The sequence below is a fragment of the Enorma phocaeensis genome (assembly GCF_900186505.1).
GTDB classification, from domain to species: Bacteria; Actinomycetota; Coriobacteriia; order Coriobacteriales; family Coriobacteriaceae; genus Enorma; species Enorma phocaeensis.
Genome location: NZ_LT891970.1, coordinates 297472 through 321966 on the forward strand (window position 1 = coordinate 297472; position 24495 = coordinate 321966).

The window sequence follows — 24495 nt, forward strand, 5'->3', positions numbered from 1 at the left end:
CCTCCTTTACGCAACGCCCAGCATGTCGCAGAGCGTGAGCATGTAGATCTCGGCCGCATGCACGACATCGATCACGTCCACGTCCTCGTTGTAGCCGTGGATGCCGTCGTTGTTGCACGGGCCGAACTGGATGGTGGGGCATCCCAGCAGGCGGTAGTTCGCCGCATCGCTCGACGCCCACTGGTATGCCGGCAGGCACTCCTCGCCCCAGACGTCCTCGATGTTCTTCTTGAGGCTCGTCACAAGCGTGCAGGTGTCAGAGGTCACGTTGCCCTCGGCAATCCACTCATAGGTGGCCTCCACGCCGGTAACACCGCTCTCGGCGATCACGCGCTCGACGGCGGCTACGACCTCATCGTGGTCGGTGCCATACGGCAGGCGCACGTCGATGTGGGCGGTCGCGAGGTCGGGCACCTGGTTGATCTTGCTGCCGCCTTCGATGAGGCCCACATTGCACGAGATGTGGTCGACGACGTTGCCGACGCCCTCTGCAGGAATGGTCTGCTCGGCCACGATGCGCGAGTTCCGTACCGCGCGCTCGTGCTCGGGGAGGAAGTGTCCCGGCACGGAGATGATCTGGTCGATGTTCACGAGCACACGCGCCAGCTTGACGATGGCGTTGTCGCCCTTGTAGTTGTTGGTGGAGCCATGGCCGGGCACTCCATGCGCCGTGAGCGTCACATGCAGGATGCCCTTCTGGCCGATCTCGATCGTCTCGTGACCGGTCGGCTCGCCCACCATGACCGCATCGGCTCCGTCGGCATAGCCGTTCTCGCAGAACCATTTGGTTCCGCTGCCCGCGATCTCCTCATCGCACACCATGTGCAGGCGGATATCGCCCTTGAGCTCGGCGCCCGATTGTTTAAGCATCTTCATGGTGAAGAGCAGCACGGCCAGGCCGCACTTCATGTCCGAGGCGCCGCGGCCAAAGATCTTGCCGTCGTGCATCTCGGCACCAAAGGGATCGAAATCCCATCCAGAAAGCTGCCCCACCGGCACCACGTCCACATGGCCGTTGAGAACCACGCGGAAGCCCGTGGGGTCTCCCATCTGGGCGTAGACCACCGGATAATCTTCGCCGCCATCACCGACGATCTCCTCGGTCTCTATGCCCGCCTGCGCAAGGTAGTCGCGGACGAACGCGATTGCCGGAGCCTGGCTATCGATGGGACTCTGGTTCTTGATGCGAATCAGATCACGACAAAGCTCGAGCAGCTCGTCTTGCTGGTCGAGCACAGCCTGGTGCAGGAATTCCTTCGTTGGTGCCATAGGGCATACCCACCTTTCTTCGTCGGCGACCGCCTTGGAGCGTATCGCCTCTCATCATAGAACGGCCCGCCGCCAGAATCGGCAGCGGGCCGATTTGTACTCGACTAAGCACAAAGCCTACGCGAGCGCGGCGTCGAAGCGCTAGGCGGTCACCGCATCGTGGTAGCGGAAGCACGCGACCTGGTGTCCCGGTTCCACCTCGGTGAGGGCGGGGCGCTCCTTGCGGCAGCGCTCCTCGCAGAACGGGCAGCGGCCGGCAAGCGGGCAGCCCGCCTGATCGCCCACGGGGCTCGCGATCTCGCCCTTGAGCTTGAGCTCCTCCGTCTTCTGGAAGGGGCTCTCGGGCGGCACGGCCGAGAGCAGCGCCTGCGTATAGGGGTGCATCGGGTTCTCGTAGACGCGATGCGCCGGGCATAGCTCCACAACGCGACCGAGATACATGATCGCGATGCGGTCCGAAATGTGCTTGATGACCGAAAGGTCATGGCTGATGAACAGGTACGTGAGACCGCGGTCGCGCTGCAGACGGCGGAAGAGGTTCAGCACCTGCGCCTGAATCGAAACGTCGAGGGCCGAGACGGGCTCGTCGCACACGATGATCTTGGGGTCGAGCACCAGGGCGCGCGCCACGTTGATACGCTGCCGCTGCCCGCCGGAGAACTCGTGCGGGAAGCGCTCCATATGCTGGATGTCGAGGCCGACTTCCTTCATGAGGTCGAAGACGATCTTCTCGCGTTCCGCCTTGTCGGGCACGAGCTTGTAGATGCGCAGCGGCTCCTCGATAGCGCGCGCGGCGGTGAAGCGCGGATCAAGCGATGAGTACGAGTCCTGGAACACCATCTGGATGTTCTTGCGCATGGCCTTGAGCTCGGGGCCCTTGAGGCCGTTGATGTCTTGACCCTTGTAGCGGATCTCACCCGAGGTCGCCTGGTGCAGCTGCACCACGCAGCGGCCGAGCGTGGACTTGCCGCAACCCGACTCGCCGATGATGCCGAGCGTCTCGCCCTCGTACACGTCGAGCGACACATCCGACAGCGCATGGAGGGTCTTGGGCTTGTCGAACAGCCCCTCTCCACGGAGCTTGAAATCCTTGCTCAGATGGCGGATGGAAAGGATCGGCTGGCGCTCCTGCGCCTGCTCGGCTGCGGTGGCCTGAGTCATCTCGCTCATCGATTCACCTCTCCTCTCACAAGTCCGCCCTTGCCGTCCTGCAGGTGGCAGGCGACGAAGTGGCCGGGCGCGACCTCATTGAGAGGCGGCACCTCGCGCTCGCAGATCTCCTTAGCGTACGGGCAGCGGTTGCAGAAGTTGCAGCACGTACCGGTGAGCCTCAGATCGGGGGGAACGCCGGGAATGGTCTTGAGGTCGGCATCCTCATCGTCCGAGAGCTTGGGCATGGAGTCAAGGAGACCCCAGGTGTAGGGGTGCAGCGGGTTGGCGTAGAGCTCGCCGGTAGAGGCGTGCTCCACGGTGCGTCCGGCGTACATGACCATGACGTCATCCGCCATCTTCCAAACGATGCCCAAGTTATGGGTGATGAGCAGGATCGCCGTGCCGAACTTCTCCTGCAGACCCTGGAGCAGGTCGAGCACCTGCGATTGCACCGTCACGTCGAGAGCCGTGGTGGGCTCGTCGGCGATGATGAACTTGGGATGCAAGCTCATGGCCATAGCGATGATGACGCGCTGGCACATGCCGCCCGAGAGCTCGTAAGGGTAGGAGTCCATACGGCGCTCGGGCTCGGGGATGCCCACCAAGCGCAGCATCTCGATGGAGCGCTTGCGGGCCTCTTCCTTGCTCACGTTCTCATGAGCGCGGATGAGCTCGATCATCTGGCTGCCGACTTTGAACACCGGGTCGAGCGAGGTCATGGGATCCTGGTAGATCATCGCGATGTCCTTGCCGCGAATCTCAAGCAGGTCGCTCATGCTGATGTTGACCATGTCCTTGCCGTCGAACTCGATCTCGCCGGACTCGATGGAACCCGTCTTGGGCAGCAAGCGAATGACCGATGAGGCGGTAACGCTCTTGCCCGAACCGGACTCGCCCACGATGCCGAGGGTCTTACCGCGATCGAGCGTGAAGCTCACGCCATCGACGGCCTTGGAGATGCCGGCGGAGGTATGGAAGTAGGTCTTGAGGTCCTTCACCGAAAGAAGGTGCTCACGGGCCCCGTCTTGAGTGATTTCAGCCATGCGGCACCCTCCTTACTGCTTCTGCTTGGGGTCGAACACGTCACGAATGCCATCGCCCAGAAGGTTGAAGCCGAGCACCGTGATGAGGATGAAGATGCCCGAGATCGTGGCGATGTGCGGGGAGGTGCGCAGGCAGGTGCGCCCACCCGAGAGGATGTTGCCCCACGACGCGGTCGGCGGGGTGATGCCCATGCCGAGGAACGACAGCGCCGCCTCGGAGATGATGGCGCTCGCGACGTTCAGCGTGAAGTACACGATGATCGGCGACATGGCGTTGGGCAGGATATGCGTGAAGAGGATGCGCACTGGCGAGGCGCCGAGGACGCGCTCGGCGTTGCAGTACTCCTCGTTCTTGACGATATGCACCTGGCCGCGCACGACGCGCGCAAAGTACGGGATGTTACCGATACCGAGCGCGATCACGACGTTGATGGCTCCCTGGCCCAGGATCGTCATGAGGATGAGGGCGAGCAGGACGAACGGGAACGACATCATGCCGTCCATGACGCGCATGATGATCGAGTCGAGCAGGCCGCCGAAGAAGCCTGCCACGAGACCCACGAGGACGCCGATGAACGCGCCCACGAGCGTACCGCCCACGGCAACGAAGATCGAGATGCGCGCACCGAAGATGATGCGCGACAGCAGATCGCGGCCGTAGTTATCGGTTCCGAAGATATGGCCCTCGCTGCCAGGCGCCGCGTAGGCGTTCGTCATGTCGATGGCGTTGGGATCGTAGGGCGAGAGCTGGTTGGCGAACACCGCCATGAGGACCATGACCACGACGATGACCAGGCCCACGACGGCCATCTTGTTGCGCGAGAGCTTATGCCAGGCATTGTTGGCCTTGCGCTCGCGGCGCACCATCTCAAGCTGGGCCTCGACACCGAGCGCCGAGCCCTTGTTCTCGGTAGCTGCCATTAGTTCTGGCCACCTCCCTCGTAACTCACGCGCGGGTTGATGACCGCGTAGATGATGTCAACCACAAGGTTGATCACGACGAACACGACAGCGGTGAAGAGGACCGTGCCCTGGATGAGGGAGTAGTCGCGCCCGTTGACCGCGTTCACGATCAGCGTGCCGAGCCCCGGCCACGAGAAGATCGTCTCGGTAAGGATGGCGCCGGTGAAGGCTGATGCGATCTGCAGACCGAGGACCGTCACGATCGGCGGCAAAGCGTTCTTGAACGCATGCTTCCAGATGACGAGGGTCTCCTTGATGCCGCGCGAGCGGAGCGACTTGATGTAGTCGGTACCGATCGTGTCCAGCATGCTCGAACGCGAGATGCGCGCGAGCGTGGCAGCGGGAATGGTGGCAAGGCAGAACACCGGCAGGATCATGTGGCTCACCACGTCCCAAACGCCGTTTGAGAACGTGCCCATACCCATGGCTGGCAAAAGCCCCAGGTTCACGCTGAACGTGAGGACGAGCATGAGGCCGAGCCAGAAGATAGGCATCGACACGCCCACGAGGGCGACCACCATGAACACGTAGTCGAGAATCGAGTTCTGGTGCAGCGCCGACTCGACGCCGATGGGGATTCCCACGAGCGCGGCGATGATGAGGCCGGTCATGGTGATGGAGAGCGTGGCTGGAAGACGGCTCAGGATGAGAGGCATGACATCGCCGTTATACGAGGTCGACCATCCGAAGTCGCCCTGCAGCACGCCGAGGAGATAGTCGATGTACTGCTTCCACATGGGCTCGTTGAGACCGAGCTGCTCACGCAACTCGGCGACAGCATCGGGCGATGCCTGGGGTCCCAACATGGTGATGGCGGGGTCACCGGGGACCATGCGCGTGAGGATGAACGTCGCTGTGATCACCACGAACAGCACGGGGATCGCCTGCAGCACCCTCTTGAGAATCGTCTTAGCCACGAATCCCTACCTTTCCTAACAAACACCGCGCGCGGCGGGCACCTACCCTACCGCGCGCGGCGATACGCGCAGCGGTTACTACGCAGTCTTCGAGATATTGACCTCGGAGTTCACGACATAGACCAGGTTATCGGCACGCTGGACGAAGCCCTGGACGCTCTTGCTCAGGCCGTTCTTGGAGTTGGCCGTGCTGTAGACGATCATGGGGTTCTGCTCCACGATGAGGCGCAGCGCCTGCTTGTAGAGGTCCGCACGCTCGTCCTGGTCGGTGACCTCGAGCGCCTGCTGGAGCAGGTCGTCGACCTCGGGGACGCTGAAGAGGCCGGAGTTGCCGTTGCCGCCGATCTCAGCAGTGCTGAACAGCTTGTTCAGGAAGAAGTACGGATCGGGGTACCAGGTCCAGCTCATGCACACCATGTTGCACTGGCCAGACGACGCGTTCGAGGAGAGCGTGGCCCAGTCGTTCTGGTGGATGACGAGGTCGATGTTGAGGTTCGCCTTGAGCTGCTGCTGGACGACCGTCGCCACGTCGAGGCTCGTCGTGGTGTTGCCGGTGAAGAGCTCGAGCTCGAGACCGTCGGGATACCCTGCGCCGGCGAGAAGCTCCTTGGCGCCCTCGGGGTCGTAGGACGGGACGAGTTCCTCGACGGACTCATCGTAGCCCCAGCTACCACGCGGCAGCGGCACCGATGCGACCGTGCCGCCGCCGTACGGATAGGAGGCAGCGAGGATCTCGTCGCGGTCGATGGACATGAGGATCGCGCGGCGCACATCCGCGTTCGCGGTCGGGCCGTTCTGCATGTTCATGTAGATGTAGTTGAAGTTCATCCCCTCCTGCTGCTCCACGATGTAGTCAGAGTTCTCCGAAACGGTCTGCAGCGACTCGCCACCGAGGTCGGTGACGAGATCGACCTCGCCGGTGAACAGGGCGTTTGCCTGCTGCGTGGAGTCGGTGATGACCTTCCAGACCACGCCGTCGAGGTTCGGGCGCTCGCCCCAATAGCCCTCATGACGGGTGAGCTCGGTCTGCTGGTCGCGCGTGAACTGCACCATCTGGAAGGGGCCGGTGCCCACGAGGTGCTCGCCGAAGCTGTCACCCCAGCCCTCGACCTCCTCCTGCGGGAGGATGGCGTTGCCGCCGTCGGTGAGCGCCGTGAGGAAGGCGGAGTTCGGGGTCTTGAGGACGCACTCGATCTCGGTGTCGGAGATCACGTTGCAGTGATCGAGCATGTCGAGGCGGTTGTTGGTGGACTCGACGTTGGAGCGCTCGAGCGAGTACTTGACGTCCTCGGCGGTCATGGCGCGGCCGTCCTGGTACTCACCGGGCTGGAACGTCACGTCGTCGCGCAGGGTGAAGGTGTAGGTCATGCCGTCGTCGGACACGGTCCACTCGGTCGCGAGGCAGGGCACGATCTCGGTGAGGTCCATCGAGTACTGCACCAAGGTGTCGCATACGGTGTTGATGATCTGCGACTCGTAGACGCCCGTGTACTTAACCGGGTCGAGAAGTGCCGGGGAGGCCGCGAGCGAGATGTTGAGCGTACCGCCCTCGGTGACCTCGGCGCTACCGGCGGAACCCGAACCGCCCTCGGAAGAGCAACCGGCGACGGAGAGCGCGGCGCCCGTGAGACCCACGGCGCCGAGCCCGCTCAGGAAACCGCGACGCGATACGGTTTTGCTGGTAAGTTTGCTCATGTTCCATTCCCTCCATTTCAAAAGGGGCTATTTCCACAGGTGCGCGCGGAACGTCGCGCACCCGTGAGATACCACGCTACCAGGCTCGGTAATTGATGAATCCGTCCCAGGGGTCGACGTGCTCGACGGGCAGGGAGTCGCGCAGCTCGAGCACCTCGTCGGGCACGAACCGGCGCTCCACCACGACGTCGCCGCCGTAGGCGCGCCACCAATCGCGGCTGATGATGAGGTAGCCGTCCTTGCACTGGTCGGCACCCCAGCTGTTCTCCACGCGCCAGGCGAGCGGCTCCCCCGCATCGTCAAGCTGCACGCCCTGGAACACCATGCAGTGCGACAGGCCGGTGCCGTTGAGGTCGAGGTTGTCGGCGCGGTCGATGGACAGATCGATATCGAAGAGACCTTCGAGGTCGAGTGAATCGGTAGCCAGCACGCCCGCGAAATCCGAATCGCCGCGCAGGGTGCGCTTGCCCACGTCGCACATCATGTAGGCGGGCACGCCGCCCTTGAGCGAAGCGATGACCGCCTGCTCGACGACGGGCATCTCCATGTTGAGCAGGCGCAGCGGACGGCCGCCCATGACGGCGTCGAACCAATCGATGCCATACAGGTGGCCGAAGGGGCGCGAATCGCCCGGCACGCTCACGAGCTCGATATAATCGCCGGCATCGAAGTGCGTATAGCGCTCCAGGATCTCGAGCGGGGTCACACCGTGGTCGCGCAGGATGCGGCGGCCGTCGGAGGTGATTTCAACCTTGCTGGCATCGACGTCGGCATGCTCGCCGACCTCGAAATCGAAATCGATTGCCAGCGGCGGCTCGCCCAAGCAGCAGCACAGGAAGCGGTGCACTTCATCGAGCATGTCCGCCTTGGCCGCCTCGAGCTCCTCGTATGCGGCGCCCGCCGCAGCGCTCTCGCGCAGCTTGGCGGCATCGCGAATCAGGATGTCGCCCAGGACCTCGTTCATGTACTTGGTGTCGTGCGTGCACGCGGTCTCGGGCATCGCGTCCTTGGGCACGGCGCCCCACTTCTCCAGGATGCTCGCGCAGAACATGAACTGGCCGCCGTCCGCCGCGGTGTGGAGGGTGAGGTGGTACACGAGGCGGTCGTTCGCCGGGCGGTCCGCCGTCTGGATGATGCGCTCCAGGAAGGAGTTCGACTTCTCGAGCTTCTCGTAGAACGTGGTGTAAGCCTGGGAGAACTCGAAGTCGTCGACGTCGAGGATCCCCAGGGTGCGCGCGCGCACCACGTTGAGCGTCGAGAACATCCAGCAGCGACCCGACTTATGCTGGTGCGTCACGGTCTTGGCGGCCTCGAGCGACACGCCGTAGGTGTCCTTGTAGGCGCGGCACGCGCGCTGGTCGCGCGCCGCCGCTGCGATGCCCATCGAGGTCACGGCGTTGCGGGCGATGCGGTTCGCGCGGCTCGTGGCGAATCCCTCAGTGAGCGCGTTGATGCGCCCCGGATCGACTGCACCACCCGGAACGCGGTCGCAGACGTCGTTCTGGACGGCCTTGCTATCCATGCTCCACGGTCCTTTCGTTAACTTCACCTGCATATTTGCCAGCGCGATATGAATATGGCTCTAGCATGTTACCAGTAGACTATAAGATGAATCGTGATGTCTGCATACCCCTTCGCCTCAATTCACCCATCGGTAACACTTTATCCCGGCAAAGCGGCGGCGCCGCACGGTGCTCCCGCACGGCGCCGTATGCATGCGCTTCCTCATGTCCGCTCGCGGCCTCGGGCCGTCGCGCGACGCTGGCCCGATCCGATCGGCCGCTAGGCGGACTTGGACATGTTCACCTCGGAGTTCACGACGTACACGAGCTGGTCAGCACGCTGGACATAGCCCTGGACCCCCTGCGTGAGGCCCGTGCAGACCTCCTCGGTCGCATAGACCAGCATCGGGTCCTTCTCCACGATCTTCGCGAGCGCCTGCTTGTACAGGTCCGCACGGGCGTCCTGATCGGTCACCTCGAGGGCCTGCTGGAGCAGGTCGTCGACCTCGGGGTCGTTGAAGCCCGCACCGTTGCCCAGGGCCCCGATCTCGGAGCTCGCGAACAGCTTGTTCAGGAAGAAGTACGGGTCGGGATACCAGCTCCAGCCCATGGCGTAGATGTCGGCCTGACCGGCCGCGGCGATCTCGGAGAAGGCGCCCCAGTCGTTGGTGTTGATCTCGACGTCGACGTTCAGGTTCTCCTTGAGCTGCTGCTGGAAGACGGTGGCCACGTCGAGGCGCTGGGTCGTGTTGCTCGTGTAGTACTTGAGCGAGAAGCCATCGGGGTATCCCGCCTCGGCGAGCAGCTCGCGGGCGCCCTCGGGGTCGTAGACCGGCACGGTGTCCTCGACGGCGGCGTCGTAGCCCCAGCTCCCCTTGGGCAGCGGGAGCGTCGCCTCGGAGGCCCCGCCGTATGGGTAGCCGGCGGCGATGAGGTCCTCGCGATTCACCGCCATGAGGATGGCCTTGCGCACGCGCTGGTCGGCGGTCGGGCCGTTCACCATGTTCATATAGATGTAGGCGATGTTGAGGCCGTCCATCTGGTCGACGACGTAGTTGGAATCGCCCTGGACCGTCTGAAGCGACTCGCCCTTGAGGTCGGTGACCATGTCGACATCACCGGTGAAGAGCGCGTTCGCCGACTGGGTGGCGTCGGTGATGACCTTGAAGATCACGCCATCGAGGTTGGGCTTCTCGCCCCAATACGCGTCGTTGCGCGCAAGCTCGGTCTGCTGGTCGCGCGTGAACTGCACCATCCGGAAAGGACCGGTGCCCACGAGGTGCTCGCCGAAACTGTCACCCCAGCCCTCGACCTCTTCCTGGGGAACGATGGCGTTGCCCGCGTCGGTAAGCGCGGTGAGGAACGATGAGTTGGGACTCGTGAGCACGCACTCGATCTCGGTGTCGGAGATGACGTTGCAGTGGTCGAGCATGTCGAGACGGTTCATGGCCGAGTCGTTAGCGGAACGCTCCAGCGAGTACTTGATGTCCTCGGCGGTCATCGCGCGGCCATCCTGGTACTCGCCCGCCTGGAAGACGACGTCATCGCGCAGCGTGAAGGTGTAGGTCGCACCATCCTCGGAAACGGTCCACTCGGTCGCAAGCGCCGGGACGATCTCCGAGAGGTCCATGCTGTACTGCACGACCGTGTCGCAAACGTTGTTGATGATCTGGGACTCGTAGACACCGGTATATTTTGCCGGGTCGAGGTAAGCCGGCGACGATGCCAGCGAGATGTTCAATGTGCCGCCCTCGACGGTGGCAGAGGAACCCGATCCACCCGAATCGCCGGACGCGCAACCCGCCTGCATAAGCCCGGCTCCGGCAACACCCGCCATGGCGACGCCGCCCAGGAATCCCCTGCGGGTGATGCGCTTACTCGTCAACTTGCTCATATCGACTCCTAACCCGACCGTACCGGTGCGCGAGGCATGTCGCTTGTTCCTGCTAGCGCCTTAGCGCACCGGAGTGTGGAACTTGTAGGTAACTATAGGGAGGGCGAACGCCCACCGGCGGGGAAACGCGTCAGTTCACCGTTAGGAAACAACGGGCGGCGCAACTTCACCGTTCCCAGACAATTCGGCACCCCCATTTGCGTTAGACTTTGCTCTCGGATATCTACTTCGATCGAAGGGAGCGCCATGCTTTTGCGTCAACTGCTCGAAATCTACGACCTCATCGACAAGCCCCAGGCCAACGGCGAGGAGGTCGCCGAGCTGCTTCGTTCGCGTGGTGCGACCGATGTCACCGTGGAGACCGTGGGCTCCGAGACCGGCAGCACCGACTGCATCAAGATCCTCATCCCCGGCTCGAACGGCAAGAGCCAAGGCGGAGACGCGCCCACCCTCGGCGTGATCGGCCGTCTTGGCGGCTTGGGCGCCCGCCCCGAGCTCATCGGTGCGGTATCGGACGGCGATGGCGCGCTCGCCGCGCTCACGTGCGCGCTCAAGCTCGTCGAGATGCACGCCGCCGGCGATGTCCTGCCCGGTGACGTCATCGTGGCGACGCATGTCTGCCCTGACGCCCCGACGCTCCCGCATGAGCCCGTGCCGTTCATGGACTCCCCCATCGATATGGCTACCATGAATCGCATGGAGGTCGACCCGCGCATGGAGGCAATCGTCTCCATCGACACCACCAAGGGCAACCGCATCATCAACGTGAACGGCATCGCCATCTCCCCCACCACCAAGGACGGCTACATCCTGCCCGTTGCGAACGACCTGATGGATGTCATGACCCGGGTGACCGGTAAGATGCCGCAGGTCTTTGCCCTGTCCCAGCAGGACATCACCCCCTACGGCAACGACCTTTACCACCTGAACAGCATCCTGCAGCCCACGACCGCTACCTCGGCCCCCGTTGTGGGCGTGGCCATCGCCACCGAGCAGATGGTTGCCGGCTGCGCGACCGGAGCCACCCACGCGAACGACGTGGAGGAAGCCGCGCGCTTCGCGGTCGAGGTCGCCAAGCTCTTCGGAGCCGGTTCCTGCAAGTTCTACGATGAGGGCGAATGGGCCCATCTCGTGGAGCTCTACGGAACCATGGAGCGCTACCAGACCATGGGCGGCGCAAACTAGCATCGCATCTCGAGCGAGGGGTCCGCGCGGACCCCTCGCTGCTTTTCATGCGAACCGCCGTTCAGACTGCCGGATCAAGCCGTGAAAGAGGCAGACCATGAGATCGATCGCAGGAATCACCGTTGGCCAGTCGCCCCGGATCGATATGACAGACGACATCCGCAGCAAACTCGCCCCCGGTCTCGAGCTCATCGAATACGGCGCGCTCGATGACATGACCCTCGAAGAGGTCGAACGCGAACTCAAGCCGCTGCCCGGCGACGAGGTGCTCGTGTCGCGCATGCGCGACGGGCGCCAGGCCACCTTCTCTGGCACCCGAATTGTTCCGCTGGTGCAGAAGCGCATCGACGAAGCCGAGGCCGCTGGTGCCGACGCGATCATCCTGCTCTGCACCGGCGGCTTCCCAGAGCTACGCCACAAGGTCCCCCTCATCATCCCGCAGCCCTTGTTCTACAGCGTCGCGCACGCCCTTGCCGGCGGGCGAACCATCGCTGTTATGGTCCCCGATAAAGCCCAGGTGGAGCAAGCGCGCGCATGGTGGGGCGACGCGGGCCTTTCCATCCAGGTAGTTCAGGCTTCTCCCTACGGCGACCTCGACGCAATCGCGCGCGCGGCGCGCTCCCTGCGCGGCAGCAATTGCGCGTTCCTCTGCCTCGATTGCATGGGATTCTCCGTGTCGATGCGCGATATAGCGCGGCGCGAATCCGGTCTCGACGTGCTGCTCCCACGCACGTTGGTCGCAAGCACCGTCTCCGAGCTGCTTGGCTAGTCGCCGCGCCCATCAATAGGGCGCGCGGCGACTTGGGCATCCGCTATTTGAATCCCTTTCGAATGACCCCAGAGCAAATAATTTCAGAAGTGAGTGCCTAATTCGAGAATCCCCGAGTAGCCACCTTTTTGCCGAAGAAATTATCTGCGGTTTTCCTGTCCAAAAACAGGGTCTACTTCGGGAGTCGGCATTTTCGCACTCACTTCTGGAAAAGAATTTGAGTCCTTCGCGTAACCCACGCCTTCCGGTGAAGCAGGCGTCATTTATTCCGCCAATCCAACCGTGGGAAACAGGTGTCGCTCCTCATCGCACCTCCCCGCACAAATCCTCCCAATCAATAAACAGCTCTCTTCTCAGCTGTCTCTCATGCTCGAGCAGGGCAGCCGACTTCTTTTGATACCTCGCGTGAAGCTTGTCAGCGGTTAGGCGGCGCACCTGTTCGAATCTATATTGATCTGCCAGCTGCTCATAGGTGAGAAGCGCCGTATCTATGCCCATGAGCTGCAGGCCCAGCAGTCGGTTGGCATCGGCGCCCGTCAAACCGTATGGACCATGCACTGCTCGCCCTTGGCACTCATAGGCAAAATCCTTATGCCTATCATCTGCGGGAAACAATATGTCGACAATACCGTGGTCCTGCCCCGTAACCGCCCGGGCCGCCCGGCTAAACCGAACCTTGGAATTGAGTTCCACCGGGCCGAACCCCTCGCCTCCAAGCGAACGGCTGCCGCATAGCCGCATCACGGCTCTCGCCTCAAGGGGAGACGCCACGACCCCCTTCACTTCCTTAAGCGCGCGCTCGAAAACCTTGTGCCCCCTTCTGCCCCTGGTTTTCTCGCACATATCCCAAAGTTCCTCTATGGTTACCAAAGGGGGACGCATCCATAAGGTGCTCTGACCGGACCGGCCCGGGGCAAGCCTCCACGAGGCATCCGACAGCGCGCCCGCATGCTCGAGGTATTCCATGTGCTTCGGATCCGCCGCAAACACGGTGAAGCGTCCCGTAAGTTCATACATCGCCATCACGAGCTGGATTATGCTTACACGCTGGGCTAATAAGAAGAGCGTTAAAGCCGGAGAGGCGACCTTGAGATAAGCATCGATATCCCAAACGCTCCCAACGGGGAGCTCACCGGTCCATAGCGTTCTATGAATGCCTTTGGAAGCGTGTCTAGCCCGCCTTTCGAACACCAGTATTTCCAGTGGCGTCGTCAGGTAATGGAAATACGACTGCCTGCGCGCGAGCATGCGAGGGCCCAGCGCGCTCGTAACATCGAGCTCCTCATTGACGAGCATCGCAACCTGAGGCGGAATGCGATGAAATTGAAAGGCCGTTCTCCCGGCAAGCACCATGTCCACGGGCGATGCTCCTTGATTGGCGCATTGGAAAGATGCCTACCAATATCAGAGCGACCTTACCGAATCGTCAGCGGGAGTCTCCCCCATCAAACATCAACCCAACCGCGTTCGTCCCTTCATCTCACCGGAGCAGATAGAGGCACCCAAATCGAGGAAGCGGGTGCGCAGGACGCATCAAAACCTGCTGGCAAGCACTAAAAAAATCACGGAATCGCGGCGCATCGGCTGCATCGAAGCACATGCGATATGAACCTAACGCCCCAGCTCCTCGGCGATGTAGCGGCCGGTAATGCTTTGCGGGCACGCGGCGACCTCCTCGGGAGCGCCAGCGCACACGATGCGCCCGCCGTCCTCTCCCCCACCGGGACCCAGGTCGATCACGTAGTCGGCGTTCGCGATCATATCCAGGTCGTGCTCAATCACCACCACCGTGGCCCCGTTGTCGATGAGCCGCTGGAGCACGCCCAGGAGCACCTCCACGTCGAGCGGATGCAGGCCGATGGTCGGCTCGTCGAACACGAAGAGCGCGTCCTCCTGGCTGCGGTTGAGCTCGCTCGCGAGCTTGAGGCGCTGCGCCTCGCCGCCGGAAAGCGCCGGCGTCGCCTCGCCGAGCGTGAGGTAGCCGAGCCCTAGGTCGGACAGTGTTTTCAACTTGACCAGCGCTGAGCGCAGATTGGATTCCACCAGCACCTCGAGCGCCTGGTCCACCGTATAGGAGAGAAGCTCGGGCAGGCTAAGATCGCCCATGAGGCGGATGTCGTGCGCCGCGCGGGCATAGCGCGAACCACCGCAATCCGGACACGGGATGTCCACGTCGGGCAAAAACTGCACGTCGAGCGAGATCTGTCCCGTGCCGTCGCATGTGGGACAGCGCAGCTTTCCCGTGTTGTACGAGAACGCGCCCGCCTTGAGTCCGCGCTCCTTGGCCTCGGGCAGCTTGGCGTAGGCGCGGCGCAGGTCGTCGAGCACGCCGGAGTAGGTCGCCACCGTGGAGCGCACGTTCGCGCCGATGGGCGTGGCGTCGATGAGATTCGCCCGCTGGATACCCGCCGCGTCGAGGGCGCGCACGTGCGCCGGAAGCTTCTCGCCCGCGGCACGCGCCTTGAGGGCGGGCACGAGGCTCTCGAGAACGAGCGTGGTCTTGCCGGATCCCGACACACCCGTCACCGCCGTGAGCCGACCGCGCGGGATCTGCACCTCGAGCGGCTTCACCGTATGAATCGCGTCCGTCTCGAGCACTATGGCGCCCTGCGCAAACAGTTCATCCGCACCGGCGCGCTCGCGCGTACGAATACAGCGCGACCCGGAGAGAAACGGCCCGATGCGCGTCTCCGGTGCGGCCTCGATATCCGCTACCGAGCCCTGCGCGATAATGCGACCGCCCGCCGCGCCCGAGCCGGGTCCGATCTCGATGAGATGGTCCGCCTGGCGGAGCACCCGCACGTCATGGTCCACGAGCACCACGGAGTTGCCGTCGGCCAGGAGGTCGTCCACCACGCCGAGCAGGCCCTCCACGTTGGACGGATGCAGGCCGATGGATGGCTCGTCCAGCACGTAGAGCACGCCGTTCGTGCGGTTGCGCACCGCGCGGGCGAGCTGCACGCGCTGGCGCTCGCCCGTCGAGAGCGTGGAGCTGGCGCGGTCGAGGCTCAGGTATCCCAAGCCCAGCTGCTGCAGACGTTCTATGGGCTCGGCCATCTCGGCCACGATGGCGCGCGCCATGGGCCGCATCTCCTCGGGCATGAGCCCGGGCACGCAAGCCACCCACACGGCGAGCTCGTCGAGCGTCATCTGCGTGGCCTCGCCCAGGTTCATGCCGTCCACCGTGGGCGCGAGCGCGCGGGCGGAGAGGCGCGTGCCATGGCAGTCCGGGCACACGTCCTCGCGCAGGAACTTCGACACGCGCGCCAGGCCCTTCTCGTCCTTGGCCTTGGCGAGCGCATTTTCCACCGTGTAGACGGCGTTGAAGTAGGTGAAGTCCAGCTCGGCGAAGTTGTCGCCCTTCTTGGCGTGGTAGAGGATGTGCTTCTTCTCGGCGGGACCGTGGAAGACGATGTCGCGCTCCTTGGCCGTGAGCTCGCTGAACGGCACGTCCGTGCGCACGCCCATCTCGCGCGCGACCTGCTTCATGAGATCCCACATGAGGGTGTTCCACGGCGCCACTGCGCCCTCGTCGATGGAAAGCGATTCGTCGGGCACGAGCGTGGCCTCGTCCACCGTGCGCACGATACCCGTGCCGCCGCAGGTGGTGCAGACGCCGCCGCTGTTGAAAGCTAGATCCTCCGCACCGGGGCCATGGAACTCCGCCCCGCATACAGGACAGGTGAGCGGGCGCTCCAGGGCGACGTTCATGCTCGGCGGCACATGGTGCCCGTTGGGGCACACATGGCTGCCCAGGCGGGAAAACAAGAGACGCAGGTAGTTGAGGAGCTCTGTGGAGGTGCCGAAGGTGGAGTGCACGCTGGGCACGCCCGGGCGCTGGCGCAGCGCGAGCGCCGCCGGCACGTAGCGCACCTCGTCCACCGTGGCGCGGGCGGTCTGGCTGATGCGCCGGCGCGTGTAGGTGGAGAGCGCGTCTAGGTAGCGACGGCTGCCCTCGGCGTAGAGGGTGCCGAGCGCGAGCGAGCTCTTGCCCGATCCCGACACGCCGGCGATGCCCACCAGGCAGCCGAGCGGTATGTCCACATCCACGTTCTTGAGGTTGTGCACCCGCGCGCCGCGCACCTCGATATGATCAGGCTGGTGCCGGTCGGCGTGCTTCACCGCTCGCTCTCGCTCCATGCTGCGCCCTTTCATTGGTCATGTTTCGCAACGAGTATACTCCGCGCACGGAGCCGCGAGCCGGCAGCAGGGCGCGGCAGACTTCCCCGGCGCCGTGTCATATTGTGGGGCAGCCATCCATGTCGTCGTTGTCCCATCCACATGACAGATACCCCTCTCACTACCGCCACGCCGCTGTGCCCGTCGCCCCCAGTAAGCCCAATCGCAAGCGTTGCCCACAAAGCGTTCGCAACAAGTGGGTATCATGGTTGGAATAGCGCATCGCACAGAAAGGCAGCCCGTGCAGGACCTCGTGACCACCATCCTCGGCTTCTTACAAACCCCGTTGTTCCGCAACGTGTTCTGGGCAGCCGTCCTCATCATCGCCACCGCCGCGGTCGCGAAGCTCGCCACCAAGGCCGTCTCGCATGTGCTGCACCATGACAGCAACCCGCTGCCCACATCGAGCATCATCATCAACATCATCCGCGCGCTCATATGGATCGTCGGCGGAAGCGTCGTGCTTGATTCGTGCTTCGGCGTGGACACGAGTTCGCTCATCACGGCCCTTGGCGTCGGCGGTATCGCCGTGTCGCTGGGCTTTCAGGACACGCTCTCCAACCTCATCGGCGGCCTGCAAATGACCTTCATGGGCATCGTGAAACCCGGCGACAACATCGAGGTGGGCACCGAGCGCGGCGTGGTGCAGGACGTGACGTGGCGCCACACCACCATCAAGGACAGCCTGGGCCAGACGGTGATCATCCCCAACTCGATCATCTCCAAGACCGCGCTCGTGCACCTGCTGCCCGCCAACCGCATGAGCGTGCCGTTCGCGATTCCGCGGCGTAAGACCGCGCTCGTTGAGGGCGAGATTGCCGAAGGCACGGCGGCTACCGGCGAGGCTGACGGCGAGCTCGTGGACATCGACGAGCTCACAGCCGAGATCATCGCCGAGGCGCAAGCCGCGGCGAGCGAGATCTCGCCCATCATCGGCGAGCCCAAGGTGTTCTTCTCTGAGATCAGCGAGCTGGGCATCAAGGGCAAGGTCATCCTCACCGTGGAGGACGCCAGCAAGACGGGCGACGCCACCGACGCCGTGGTGCGCGCGGTCGCGCGGAAGCTGGGATAGCGGGGCCTTTAGCGAGGCGACCGGGTCCCTGGACTGCCGCGGACGGCTATCGCGGGTAGACACCTCGACGCGGGAGGCTACTCACCCGACAGGTGCCTCAAGAACGCCTTCCGCTCCTCTTCCGTGGAGACATCCATGTTGCCGAAGTTCTTCCAAACGCCGCTCGGAATGCCGAGCTGCCATAGCGTGCCCTCGATGAACATGCGCTGGATGGCGTCACCCGTCCGCTCGCGGATGAACTCGGTGGGGTTCGAGGACGCTGTGTAGACCTCAGCAGACGTGATGTAGGTGAGCGTGCCCTTGAGTCCCGCGCCCGTGGGCTCCCACGAGAAGCCCGCAAGCAGCACCTTGTCGAGCCAGCCCTTAAGCATGGCGGGCATGTCGTTCCACCAGATGGGGAAGATGAACACAAGGCGGTCGGATGCAGCGATGAGCTCCTGGCAGCGCGTCACGAGCGGGTCGAGCGCCGTGCCCGCGCCGTAGACTGCGAGCTCCGCGCGGGAGAGCACCGGGTCGAACCCGTCTGCATACAAGTCGATGACCTGGTACGGGGTATCCTCGCGATCGCAGCGCTCGCAGAGCGCGTCAAGCATAGCGTGGCAGAAGCTCTGCTCGTAGGGGTGGCAGTAAACGATGAGGGTGCTCATGGGAATCCTTTCGGGGGTGTTGGCTGGCAGACGGCTAGCGCCGCTTCCGCCATGAACGTGGCGCGGGGCAGCCGCTACTCCCAGGTCTTCCAAGCATCGGGCTCGTAGCCCACCGTGGCCTGCTTGCCGTTGCGGACGATGGGCTCGCGCAGCACCTGCTGGTTCTCGAGGAGCTTGTCGAACTTCTGGCTCTCGGCGAGGTAGGTGATGAGCGCGACCGTGTCCTGGTCCTTTGCCTTGGGGTCGATGAGCGCGTCGAGACCGCCCACCGCGCGCATCACGCTCTGCAGCTCGCCCTTGCTCATCTCCTTCTCGCGCAGGTCGATGAACTGGAATTTGATGCGCCGTTCCTTGAAGTAGCGCTGTGCCTTCTTGGTATCGAAGCTCTTCTTGGTACCGAAGATCTGAATGTTCATGGTGCCTCCCCTATGTGGCATCTGAGTTGAGACGTCCGTCACTCACCGGCTTGGCTACGCCTCCGGCTCAAGAAACATCTTGCCATAGCGCGCCTGCATTCCCTGTTCAAGCATTTGGAACGCAGGAATGTACGCCTTGATAATCGTTTCCGCCAGCCTACCCGCCGCCTCACCGTCATACACATGAGCGGTGTTATTGCGGTCGCGCAGCATCGACAGCCAAAGCGATTCGTCGAGGAAATCAAAGTACCCGTACGCGCTCTTGATGATGTCACGCGGAGATCCAGACGCCGCTATGGGGTCGCCCTCATACGAGAGCGCCCATTTCAACAGTTTCCAGCCGAACTCGAACTGCAGGAAGAACTTATCGATGATACCGCCTTGGATGAACTCGTTATCGAGGTCTTGGTGCGGTGCCGCTTCCAGCACACGGAGCGCGGATGCATAGTTCTCATAGCGCTTCATACAGCACCCTCCCATCACGATCAATCTCATGCCGGAGCTCGGACGAAATCGGCTCATCTAGGTTGATGATATCGGCCTTGAGAAGCGACCAGAGGCGTTCCTGGATATCTTCCTCGAAGCCCACAGCATCGCCGCCGGAAAACGCGAGGTCGATATCGCTTTTCGGCAGGTTTGTACCACGGGCACGGGAGCCGAAGAGCACCACACACCTCACGTTGCGGGCGCGAGCGAACTCGCGGATCTGGTCATATACACATGCTCTATAGGAATCGCCGCCATGAGCCACCTCCTTACGGTACAGGCTACCATGATGCTGCAGCTCGGGGTGCAACCATGCGATGCATGCCCTAATCCCACCCATTTATGAGGAGCCTGGATGCATTGTCATTCATCAACGTCCATATGCTGTCTCGGTTGCTTCCTGGTGAGCGCGCGGGACCCAGCCGAGCCCTCACGACCGCTGAAAGAACGCGGACGCAGAGCGCGCATGGGTACCTCCACACTGATGCCCGTGATGAGGTTCGCTGCCCAGAGGTAGAATGCGAGCACACCAAGCGGCACCACGCACGAGGTCACGATCATGACCGCGAAGCCGTCGACCAAGTTTCCAAGCTGGGTGAGCATGGCATCGGTGACCTGGGATGCACCGTTCGCAAGCGCCTCCGGGATGCCGGAGATGAACTCCCAGCCCTGCTCGATCCAGGTGCCGTTATCTTCTGTTTCGGCGTTGGCGGAATCATCGATGGCGGAGGATCCGCCATCAGTGGAGGCGCTGCCGGAAGTCGCTGCGGCGGCGCTATCCGAGTCCTCGGTATCACCCGCACCCGATTCTTTGCCGCCTTCCGCCTGGCTGTCAAGCGAAACCGAAATGTCATACGTGTGGTCGATCATATCGGTGATTGCGACGCTCGTGGGGACAGTCGCAACGAGCAGCACGCCCATAAGCAGCACTTTAACTGCCAGACGAGGAAGAGCGTGCAGCAGGGGCACGCGATGCTGGAACAGCGCATAGGCGGCAAGGGCTGCCAACGCGAGCGGGATCAGGAACCCAAACGACAAGACGCTAAACACAGTAAGCAGATATTTCTCTAGGTAGATTGCCGTAAGAACCACAAGTAGGTCACCGCTTAGGTCCATGAGCTTCTCTGCCACGGGCGTGCCCACGTCATCCGGGATCGCGGTGAGCGCCACCGATGCACCGGTTGCCGCGGTCGTGAGCCCAAGGACGGTATTGCGCTTATCATCGAGCTTCTCGATGGTGTGCTCGAAAGCATCAGGTGACGAGAAATGGATTCGCACGGGAAACGCCGAGATAAGCGCCAGCACGATGAGCACGATAGCGACGATCACATTCGCGCGGCTTGGACCCCCTGCGCAACCACCCTCTCCAGATGGGACGAAATAGTCGCCCGGATCGAATGAGTCCGGCTCGCGACGGCGCGTCAAGCGCCCCTCCCTTACAGCCAGCCCCTCTCGACCACGCGCCTTACGGTCAGCGTTGTTAGGCATCTCTACCTCCGTGCCTATCGTTCGATGTAGACCCGCCGCTGCGTCGGTCCCAAACAAATGCCAATTCGCAACTAATCGACACTCTTTTAGTGTATCCGGTCAACAGGAAGCGCGAGCAGCTTTTAATACCCCTCCTCTTTCACTCAAGCTCGAGTTGCGGAGAGAATGCTTCAATACCGCAATCCATAATGAATGAATCGTCGGGGATCTGGACAGATGGGTGCTTAAGCACGTCGAATGCAAAAAAGACCGGATCTTGCTAACAACATGCTCACCGAGTTACATAGCCACGACTTCTCATCATCATGAGCCGGGAAAACTAACGTTATGCAAGCGCAGGTAATATAGCAGCTTGCTCTCAATAGAAAGCACTCCTGAGGCATAATAGTAGCGTCGATAATATCGATAAATGCCGAATCTATTGGTCGGGGGGAAAGGAACAGGGGTGGAAGATACCGGTTCATCTACGGATAAGGGCGCCTTGGAGGAGGAGAGGAAAACTCTTCAGGCCAAAAGGGAGCTTGCCGACGCAGAACGCCGCGCTGAACAGGCGCGCGCAAAGGCAATCCGCACCGAGAGCAAGGCTTACGCAAAGAAACTGAGAGAGGAGCGCCGGACAAATCGAAATACGCCATCATTCTCTTTTGCGGCCCTCAAGTCTATGCGACTTTTCATCCCGTTGGCAATAGTTGCGGCGATCATAGTTGGAGGCGGAGGCATCTTTACCTTTGTCTCATGCTCGTCGTCTCAACCAGAACCTACTGTCATAACGACGTCGGACCTCGAGCGAGTGGTGAACATAAGCAGGCTGTCTTCAGCTGAATTCGTTTACAACGGCATCGCCCAAGCGTTAGACGAGAACGGTAGCGTACAGTATAGCGTCGCATATTGTGCTACCGTTCGGGCGGGTATCGACATGAGTGAGATTACGTTCGAGATCGACGAGGACACTCGAGTAGTTACGCCGATTCTTCCAGAGATTGACATCGATGAACCGATACTCGATGAAACAACCTTGGAGTTCATGCCAAGCAACCCCCGTGCAGACTTGCAAGAAATCATTGCCCTGTGCAAGGAAGACGCGCTTACCGAGATGCAAGAGGATGGGCAAATCTACACTACTGCACGCGAAAACCTGCAGTCCACGGTCGAAGCGCTCATCACTCCATTGCTTGAGCATGGCGACTATACGCTCGGTTGGGGGGATAACACCGACTCCTCCAGTTCTGACATCGAATCAACGTCCGAGAATGATGAAGGGCCGGTAACGGAGGAAGATGGTTCCGATGAATAGCTTGAGAAAACTTGCGTGCATACTTCTTCTCTCAATGTCATCTCTACTCGCGCTATCTGGATGCGAGCAACAATCGGCTGAACCGGAACCCATCGAGAGCGCCCAAATTCGACAGATTGCCGAGCTCTCGACGCTGAAATGCTATTACCACAATGTCGCCAAGTTCACCCAGGAAGCCGGCGGCATGGGTTGGTTAGGCGGCATGGGCTATAAGCGCATGTGGTTCGAATACACCGCGATCGTGGAAATCGGCATCAACGTAAACGAAATCAGCATCACCGGCCCCGATGAGAACGGCGTCTACACCGTTACCCTTCCCGAAGCAGAAGTCCTTACCAATCCGCAGATTGATGAAGAGAGCATCACCGACCCTCTTACCGAACAGGGATGGTTCACCGAGATCACCAATGAGGACAGGATGACCGCGCTTCGAAATGCGCAGGAAACCGTCCGAGAGACCGTTAACAACGACGAAAGCCTGCTGTTCCAAGCGCGAGAGCGCGCAAAAGAACTCATCGAAAGGTTCATCGTAAACTACGGCGATACCGTTGGAGAGGAATACTCCGTGAGGTTTGTCGATCCGGAGGAATAGGACAGAACAACGAGAGCGCGAGCAGGGGATAGATTCCTGCTCGCGCTCTGAGTATCTTCCTGTAGGAAAGGCTATTCTTCGCTATCGCCAGCGTCGTCAGCCTCTCGGATTGTTTCAAGCACATCTTCCGCAACATCGTCGGTCATCTCGGAGTCCAAACCGATATGATCCACAAGATCCGAAACACGAAGCTCTTTCTCAACCAAAAAGCGCTTGTGATAAAACGTATCGGCGATTGATAGGGTGCGCTGCATCTGACCGGTATCAAATAGCGCACCGATCAGACCGCCAATAATGGGGACACCACGCTGAACGGCCTTTTGCGGCAAGCGCTTCCCAACCTGTTCAAGAATGTTCCGGAAGGCGCTTCTTTCCAGTCCGGCCTTACCCGCCTTCTCAAGCGCCTTGCGAGCAGAAGCGTGAGCAAGGGCGCGCATCTGTGCGATGAGCAGGCATGCCCCTCCCCGCTCAGCCATCGCCTGCCAACCCTTTTTCACCACTTGGCCAACCGTGGCAACCTCAGCAATTCCCATTATTTTGCCAACCACGCCAGCAGCGCCACCCAAGTCTGCCCCGGTCGGAGAGAAAGCAAACGAAAGAACTTGGGAGGCAATCATTAGCTCCGAGGGATCATTTCTGACATCGTATCCATATGACAGGGCAATTGACTGAACTGCTCGGTAGTATAGAAACATACTAAGAACCAAATTAAATGGAATCCCTGCGAAACCAACCGCGCCCGTTGCCGCGCCCTCAACTGCCGCCAGAAGAAGATGCTGAACATTCTGACCTTGAGCCGCCCTTGCAACGACGTAACTCCGAAGCAAGCAGAGTTCATCGAGGGATGACAGATGCTCCTCCGCTTCCTTGTTCACCGATGCAAGCACATCTTTATCTGAAACCGTCGCGGCGGCAGCATACCGTTCGAGCGTCCCAAAACCCTCTGCAACGATTTTCATCATTTGTGTATAGAGTTCTTGCTCCGTAAGCGACTCGGCCGCACCTCTTGCAAGGTCTTTAACCCCGTCGGGCAAGAAGCCCATCACAGCGCTTCCGGCGCGGTCCAGAATACCTGGCTCGGTCAGCTTTTCGTACCGTTCTGTAAGCTCGCTTAGCTCTCGCATCTCACGCGAATCATACATAGGATCCGGAGCAACATAATCTTCTCGCACTGTTGGCTCGCAGGCCTTGTGTGAAACTTCAGATCCGTCAGTCTCTCCAGCACCCCGAGGAAGCATTCCCTCAATAAAGTTACCCGCGCCGCCAACTGCGTCAGCAACAAAACCTGCTGCCCCTTGTGCAGCGCCTTGTGCAAGTTTGATTACATCGGGAAACGGACTCTTTCGATCGCTGAGCTCCGTAGCCCTTGAGTCGTTACGATTGTCCATGACCACCCCTGTTCTCTAATGCTTTCCAGCCCCAAGAAAGCACATTTTTATTTACTCGCAATCAAAGCAAAACCAGCACAGAAACGATTGCTATAGCTAGAGCTGTCATATTGTTCGTGCAACATCTCTTCAAATAAGCTTAGCTCATCGTCCTACGGACACATTGCGCAAAACCGAGACACGCAGCTCCAACTCGATGCCACGAGTGAACCTCTCCCTCGTATCCTCTCTTAACTATGCTCTCTATAGAGTACCAATTTCCACTATACCGTACGCATACTCAAAGAATGGAGAATGCACGCGAAAAGAGACGTCTGGGCACTAAGGTCCGCGAGTTGCGCACTGCGCAGGGCATCTCGCAGCGGCAACTTGCCCTCATGACGGGTATCAGCCGGTCCTACCTCTGGAAGATTGAGACGGGAACGGCCGACATCGGCATTGACGTTCTCATAAAGATCGCTCGTGCACTCGACACGCAGGTGTGCGAGCTAATAGAGTTTTAGGGCGCATTTCGAAAGGCGATTTCCCTCTCCGTTTTACCGCC

At 61.4% G+C, this 24495-nt stretch carries 22 protein-coding genes; 6 read left to right on the forward strand and 16 right to left on the reverse strand.

All coding sequences use genetic code 11. The annotated features are described in order from the left end of the window. Nucleotides 1-6: 6 nt before the first annotated feature. The 8 genes from C1717_RS07505 to C1717_RS07540 all read right to left on the reverse strand — a co-directional run bounded on the left by C1717_RS07505 (nt 7) and on the right by C1717_RS07540 (nt 10435). Entirely contained in the window at nt 7-1269 is a 1263-nt protein-coding gene (locus C1717_RS07505; RefSeq protein WP_102372606.1) for a M20 family metallopeptidase, read from the reverse strand. A gap of 141 nt (nt 1270-1410) precedes the next feature. Then, complete coding sequence (locus tag C1717_RS07510; protein WP_245859556.1) at nt 1411-2439, reverse strand: ABC transporter ATP-binding protein; 1029 nt, start codon at nt 2437-2439, stop codon at nt 1411-1413. Beyond that, a complete protein-coding gene (locus tag C1717_RS07515; RefSeq protein ID WP_102372607.1) occupies nt 2436-3464 on the reverse strand; it encodes an ABC transporter ATP-binding protein in 1029 nt (342 codons plus the stop codon). The genes C1717_RS07510 and C1717_RS07515 overlap by 4 nt, the downstream gene beginning before the upstream one ends. A gap of 12 nt (nt 3465-3476) precedes the next feature. Next, nucleotides 3477-4385 carry an ABC transporter permease gene (locus tag C1717_RS07520; RefSeq protein ID WP_219722294.1) on the reverse strand — a complete coding sequence of 303 codons (909 nt, stop codon included), beginning with the start codon at nt 4383-4385 and terminating at the stop codon, nt 3477-3479. Then, nucleotides 4385-5344: an ABC transporter permease gene (locus tag C1717_RS07525; protein WP_102372608.1), complete on the reverse strand. Its 960-nt coding sequence runs from the start codon at nt 5342-5344 to the stop codon at nt 4385-4387. The genes C1717_RS07520 and C1717_RS07525 overlap by 1 nt, the downstream gene beginning before the upstream one ends. Nucleotides 5345-5422: 78 nt before the next feature. Beyond that, nucleotides 5423-7039, reverse strand: a complete 1617-nt coding sequence (locus tag C1717_RS07530; protein ID WP_102372609.1) for an ABC transporter substrate-binding protein — start codon at nt 7037-7039, stop codon at nt 5423-5425. A gap of 76 nt (nt 7040-7115) precedes the next feature. After that, on the reverse strand, nt 7116-8561 hold the full coding sequence (locus tag C1717_RS07535) for a C1 family peptidase (RefSeq protein ID WP_102372610.1): 1446 nt from the start codon (nt 8559-8561) through the stop codon (nt 7116-7118). 260 nt (nt 8562-8821) lie between these two features. Then, on the reverse strand, nt 8822-10435 hold the full coding sequence (locus C1717_RS07540; protein WP_102372611.1) for an ABC transporter substrate-binding protein: 1614 nt from the start codon (nt 10433-10435) through the stop codon (nt 8822-8824). A 246-nt stretch (nt 10436-10681) separates the two neighbouring features. Here C1717_RS07540 and C1717_RS07545 point away from each other — a divergent pair, with 246 nt between their 5' ends. Both C1717_RS07545 and C1717_RS07550 read left to right on the forward strand, forming a co-directional pair. After that, complete coding sequence (locus C1717_RS07545; protein WP_102372612.1) at nt 10682-11620, forward strand: DUF1177 domain-containing protein; 939 nt, start codon at nt 10682-10684, stop codon at nt 11618-11620. Between the two features lie 97 nt (nt 11621-11717). After that, nucleotides 11718-12389, forward strand: a complete 672-nt coding sequence (locus C1717_RS07550) for an AroM family protein (RefSeq protein ID WP_102372613.1) — start codon at nt 11718-11720, stop codon at nt 12387-12389. Between the two features lie 303 nt (nt 12390-12692). On the opposite strand, the gene C1717_RS07555 is transcribed toward C1717_RS07550, so the two are convergent. Together C1717_RS07555 and C1717_RS07560 are read right to left on the reverse strand one after the other, a co-directional pair. Beyond that, nucleotides 12693-13748 (reverse strand): hypothetical protein, encoded by a 1056-nt coding sequence (locus C1717_RS07555; protein ID WP_102372614.1) that lies wholly within the window; start codon nt 13746-13748, stop codon nt 12693-12695. Nucleotides 13749-14000: 252 nt separating this feature from the next. Further along, on the reverse strand, nt 14001-16529 hold the full coding sequence (locus C1717_RS07560; RefSeq protein ID WP_102372615.1) for an excinuclease ABC subunit UvrA: 2529 nt from the start codon (nt 16527-16529) through the stop codon (nt 14001-14003). Between the two features lie 280 nt (nt 16530-16809). Here C1717_RS07560 and C1717_RS07565 point away from each other — a divergent pair, with 280 nt between their 5' ends. Beyond that, a complete protein-coding gene (locus C1717_RS07565) occupies nt 16810-17640 on the forward strand; it encodes a mechanosensitive ion channel family protein (RefSeq protein WP_102372616.1) in 831 nt (276 codons plus the stop codon). Between the two features lie 77 nt (nt 17641-17717). On the opposite strand, the gene C1717_RS07570 is transcribed toward C1717_RS07565, so the two are convergent. The 5 genes from C1717_RS07570 to C1717_RS07590 form a co-directional block, all read right to left on the reverse strand. Then, entirely contained in the window at nt 17718-18287 is a 570-nt protein-coding gene (locus C1717_RS07570) for an NAD(P)H-dependent oxidoreductase (protein WP_102372617.1), read from the reverse strand. Nucleotides 18288-18361: 74 nt separating this feature from the next. After that, nucleotides 18362-18703 carry an arsenate reductase family protein gene (locus tag C1717_RS07575; protein WP_102372618.1) on the reverse strand — a complete coding sequence of 114 codons (342 nt, stop codon included), beginning with the start codon at nt 18701-18703 and terminating at the stop codon, nt 18362-18364. Nucleotides 18704-18757: 54 nt separating this feature from the next. Further along, nucleotides 18758-19168 carry an HI0074 family nucleotidyltransferase substrate-binding subunit gene (locus tag C1717_RS07580; protein WP_102372619.1) on the reverse strand — a complete coding sequence of 137 codons (411 nt, stop codon included), beginning with the start codon at nt 19166-19168 and terminating at the stop codon, nt 18758-18760. After that, nucleotides 19155-19529: a nucleotidyltransferase family protein gene (locus tag C1717_RS10910; protein WP_219722295.1), complete on the reverse strand. Its 375-nt coding sequence runs from the start codon at nt 19527-19529 to the stop codon at nt 19155-19157. Before C1717_RS10910 ends, C1717_RS07580 begins: the two co-directional genes overlap by 14 nt. 23 nt (nt 19530-19552) lie before the next feature. Next, the gene (locus C1717_RS07590; protein ID WP_146003678.1) at nt 19553-20677 is read right to left on the reverse strand and encodes a hypothetical protein; all 1125 of its coding nucleotides are present in this window, start codon (nt 20675-20677) and stop codon (nt 19553-19555) included. A gap of 445 nt (nt 20678-21122) precedes the next feature. Between C1717_RS07590 and C1717_RS07595 the strand changes: the two genes are divergently transcribed. Beyond that, on the forward strand, nt 21123-21971 hold the full coding sequence (locus C1717_RS07595; RefSeq protein ID WP_180965880.1) for a DUF4230 domain-containing protein: 849 nt from the start codon (nt 21123-21125) through the stop codon (nt 21969-21971). After that, nucleotides 21964-22563 carry a DUF4230 domain-containing protein gene (locus tag C1717_RS07600; RefSeq protein ID WP_180965881.1) on the forward strand — a complete coding sequence of 200 codons (600 nt, stop codon included), beginning with the start codon at nt 21964-21966 and terminating at the stop codon, nt 22561-22563. Before C1717_RS07595 ends, C1717_RS07600 begins: the two co-directional genes overlap by 8 nt. 71 nt (nt 22564-22634) lie before the next feature. Here the strand turns inward: C1717_RS07600 and C1717_RS07605 are convergent, their stop codons facing one another. Further along, nucleotides 22635-23951, reverse strand: a complete 1317-nt coding sequence (locus tag C1717_RS07605; protein WP_102372623.1) for an EcsC family protein — start codon at nt 23949-23951, stop codon at nt 22635-22637. 287 nt (nt 23952-24238) lie between these two features. Here C1717_RS07605 and C1717_RS07610 point away from each other — a divergent pair, with 287 nt between their 5' ends. Beyond that, nucleotides 24239-24454, forward strand: a complete 216-nt coding sequence (locus C1717_RS07610; RefSeq protein WP_102372624.1) for a helix-turn-helix domain-containing protein — start codon at nt 24239-24241, stop codon at nt 24452-24454. Nucleotides 24455-24495 lie beyond the last annotated feature (41 nt).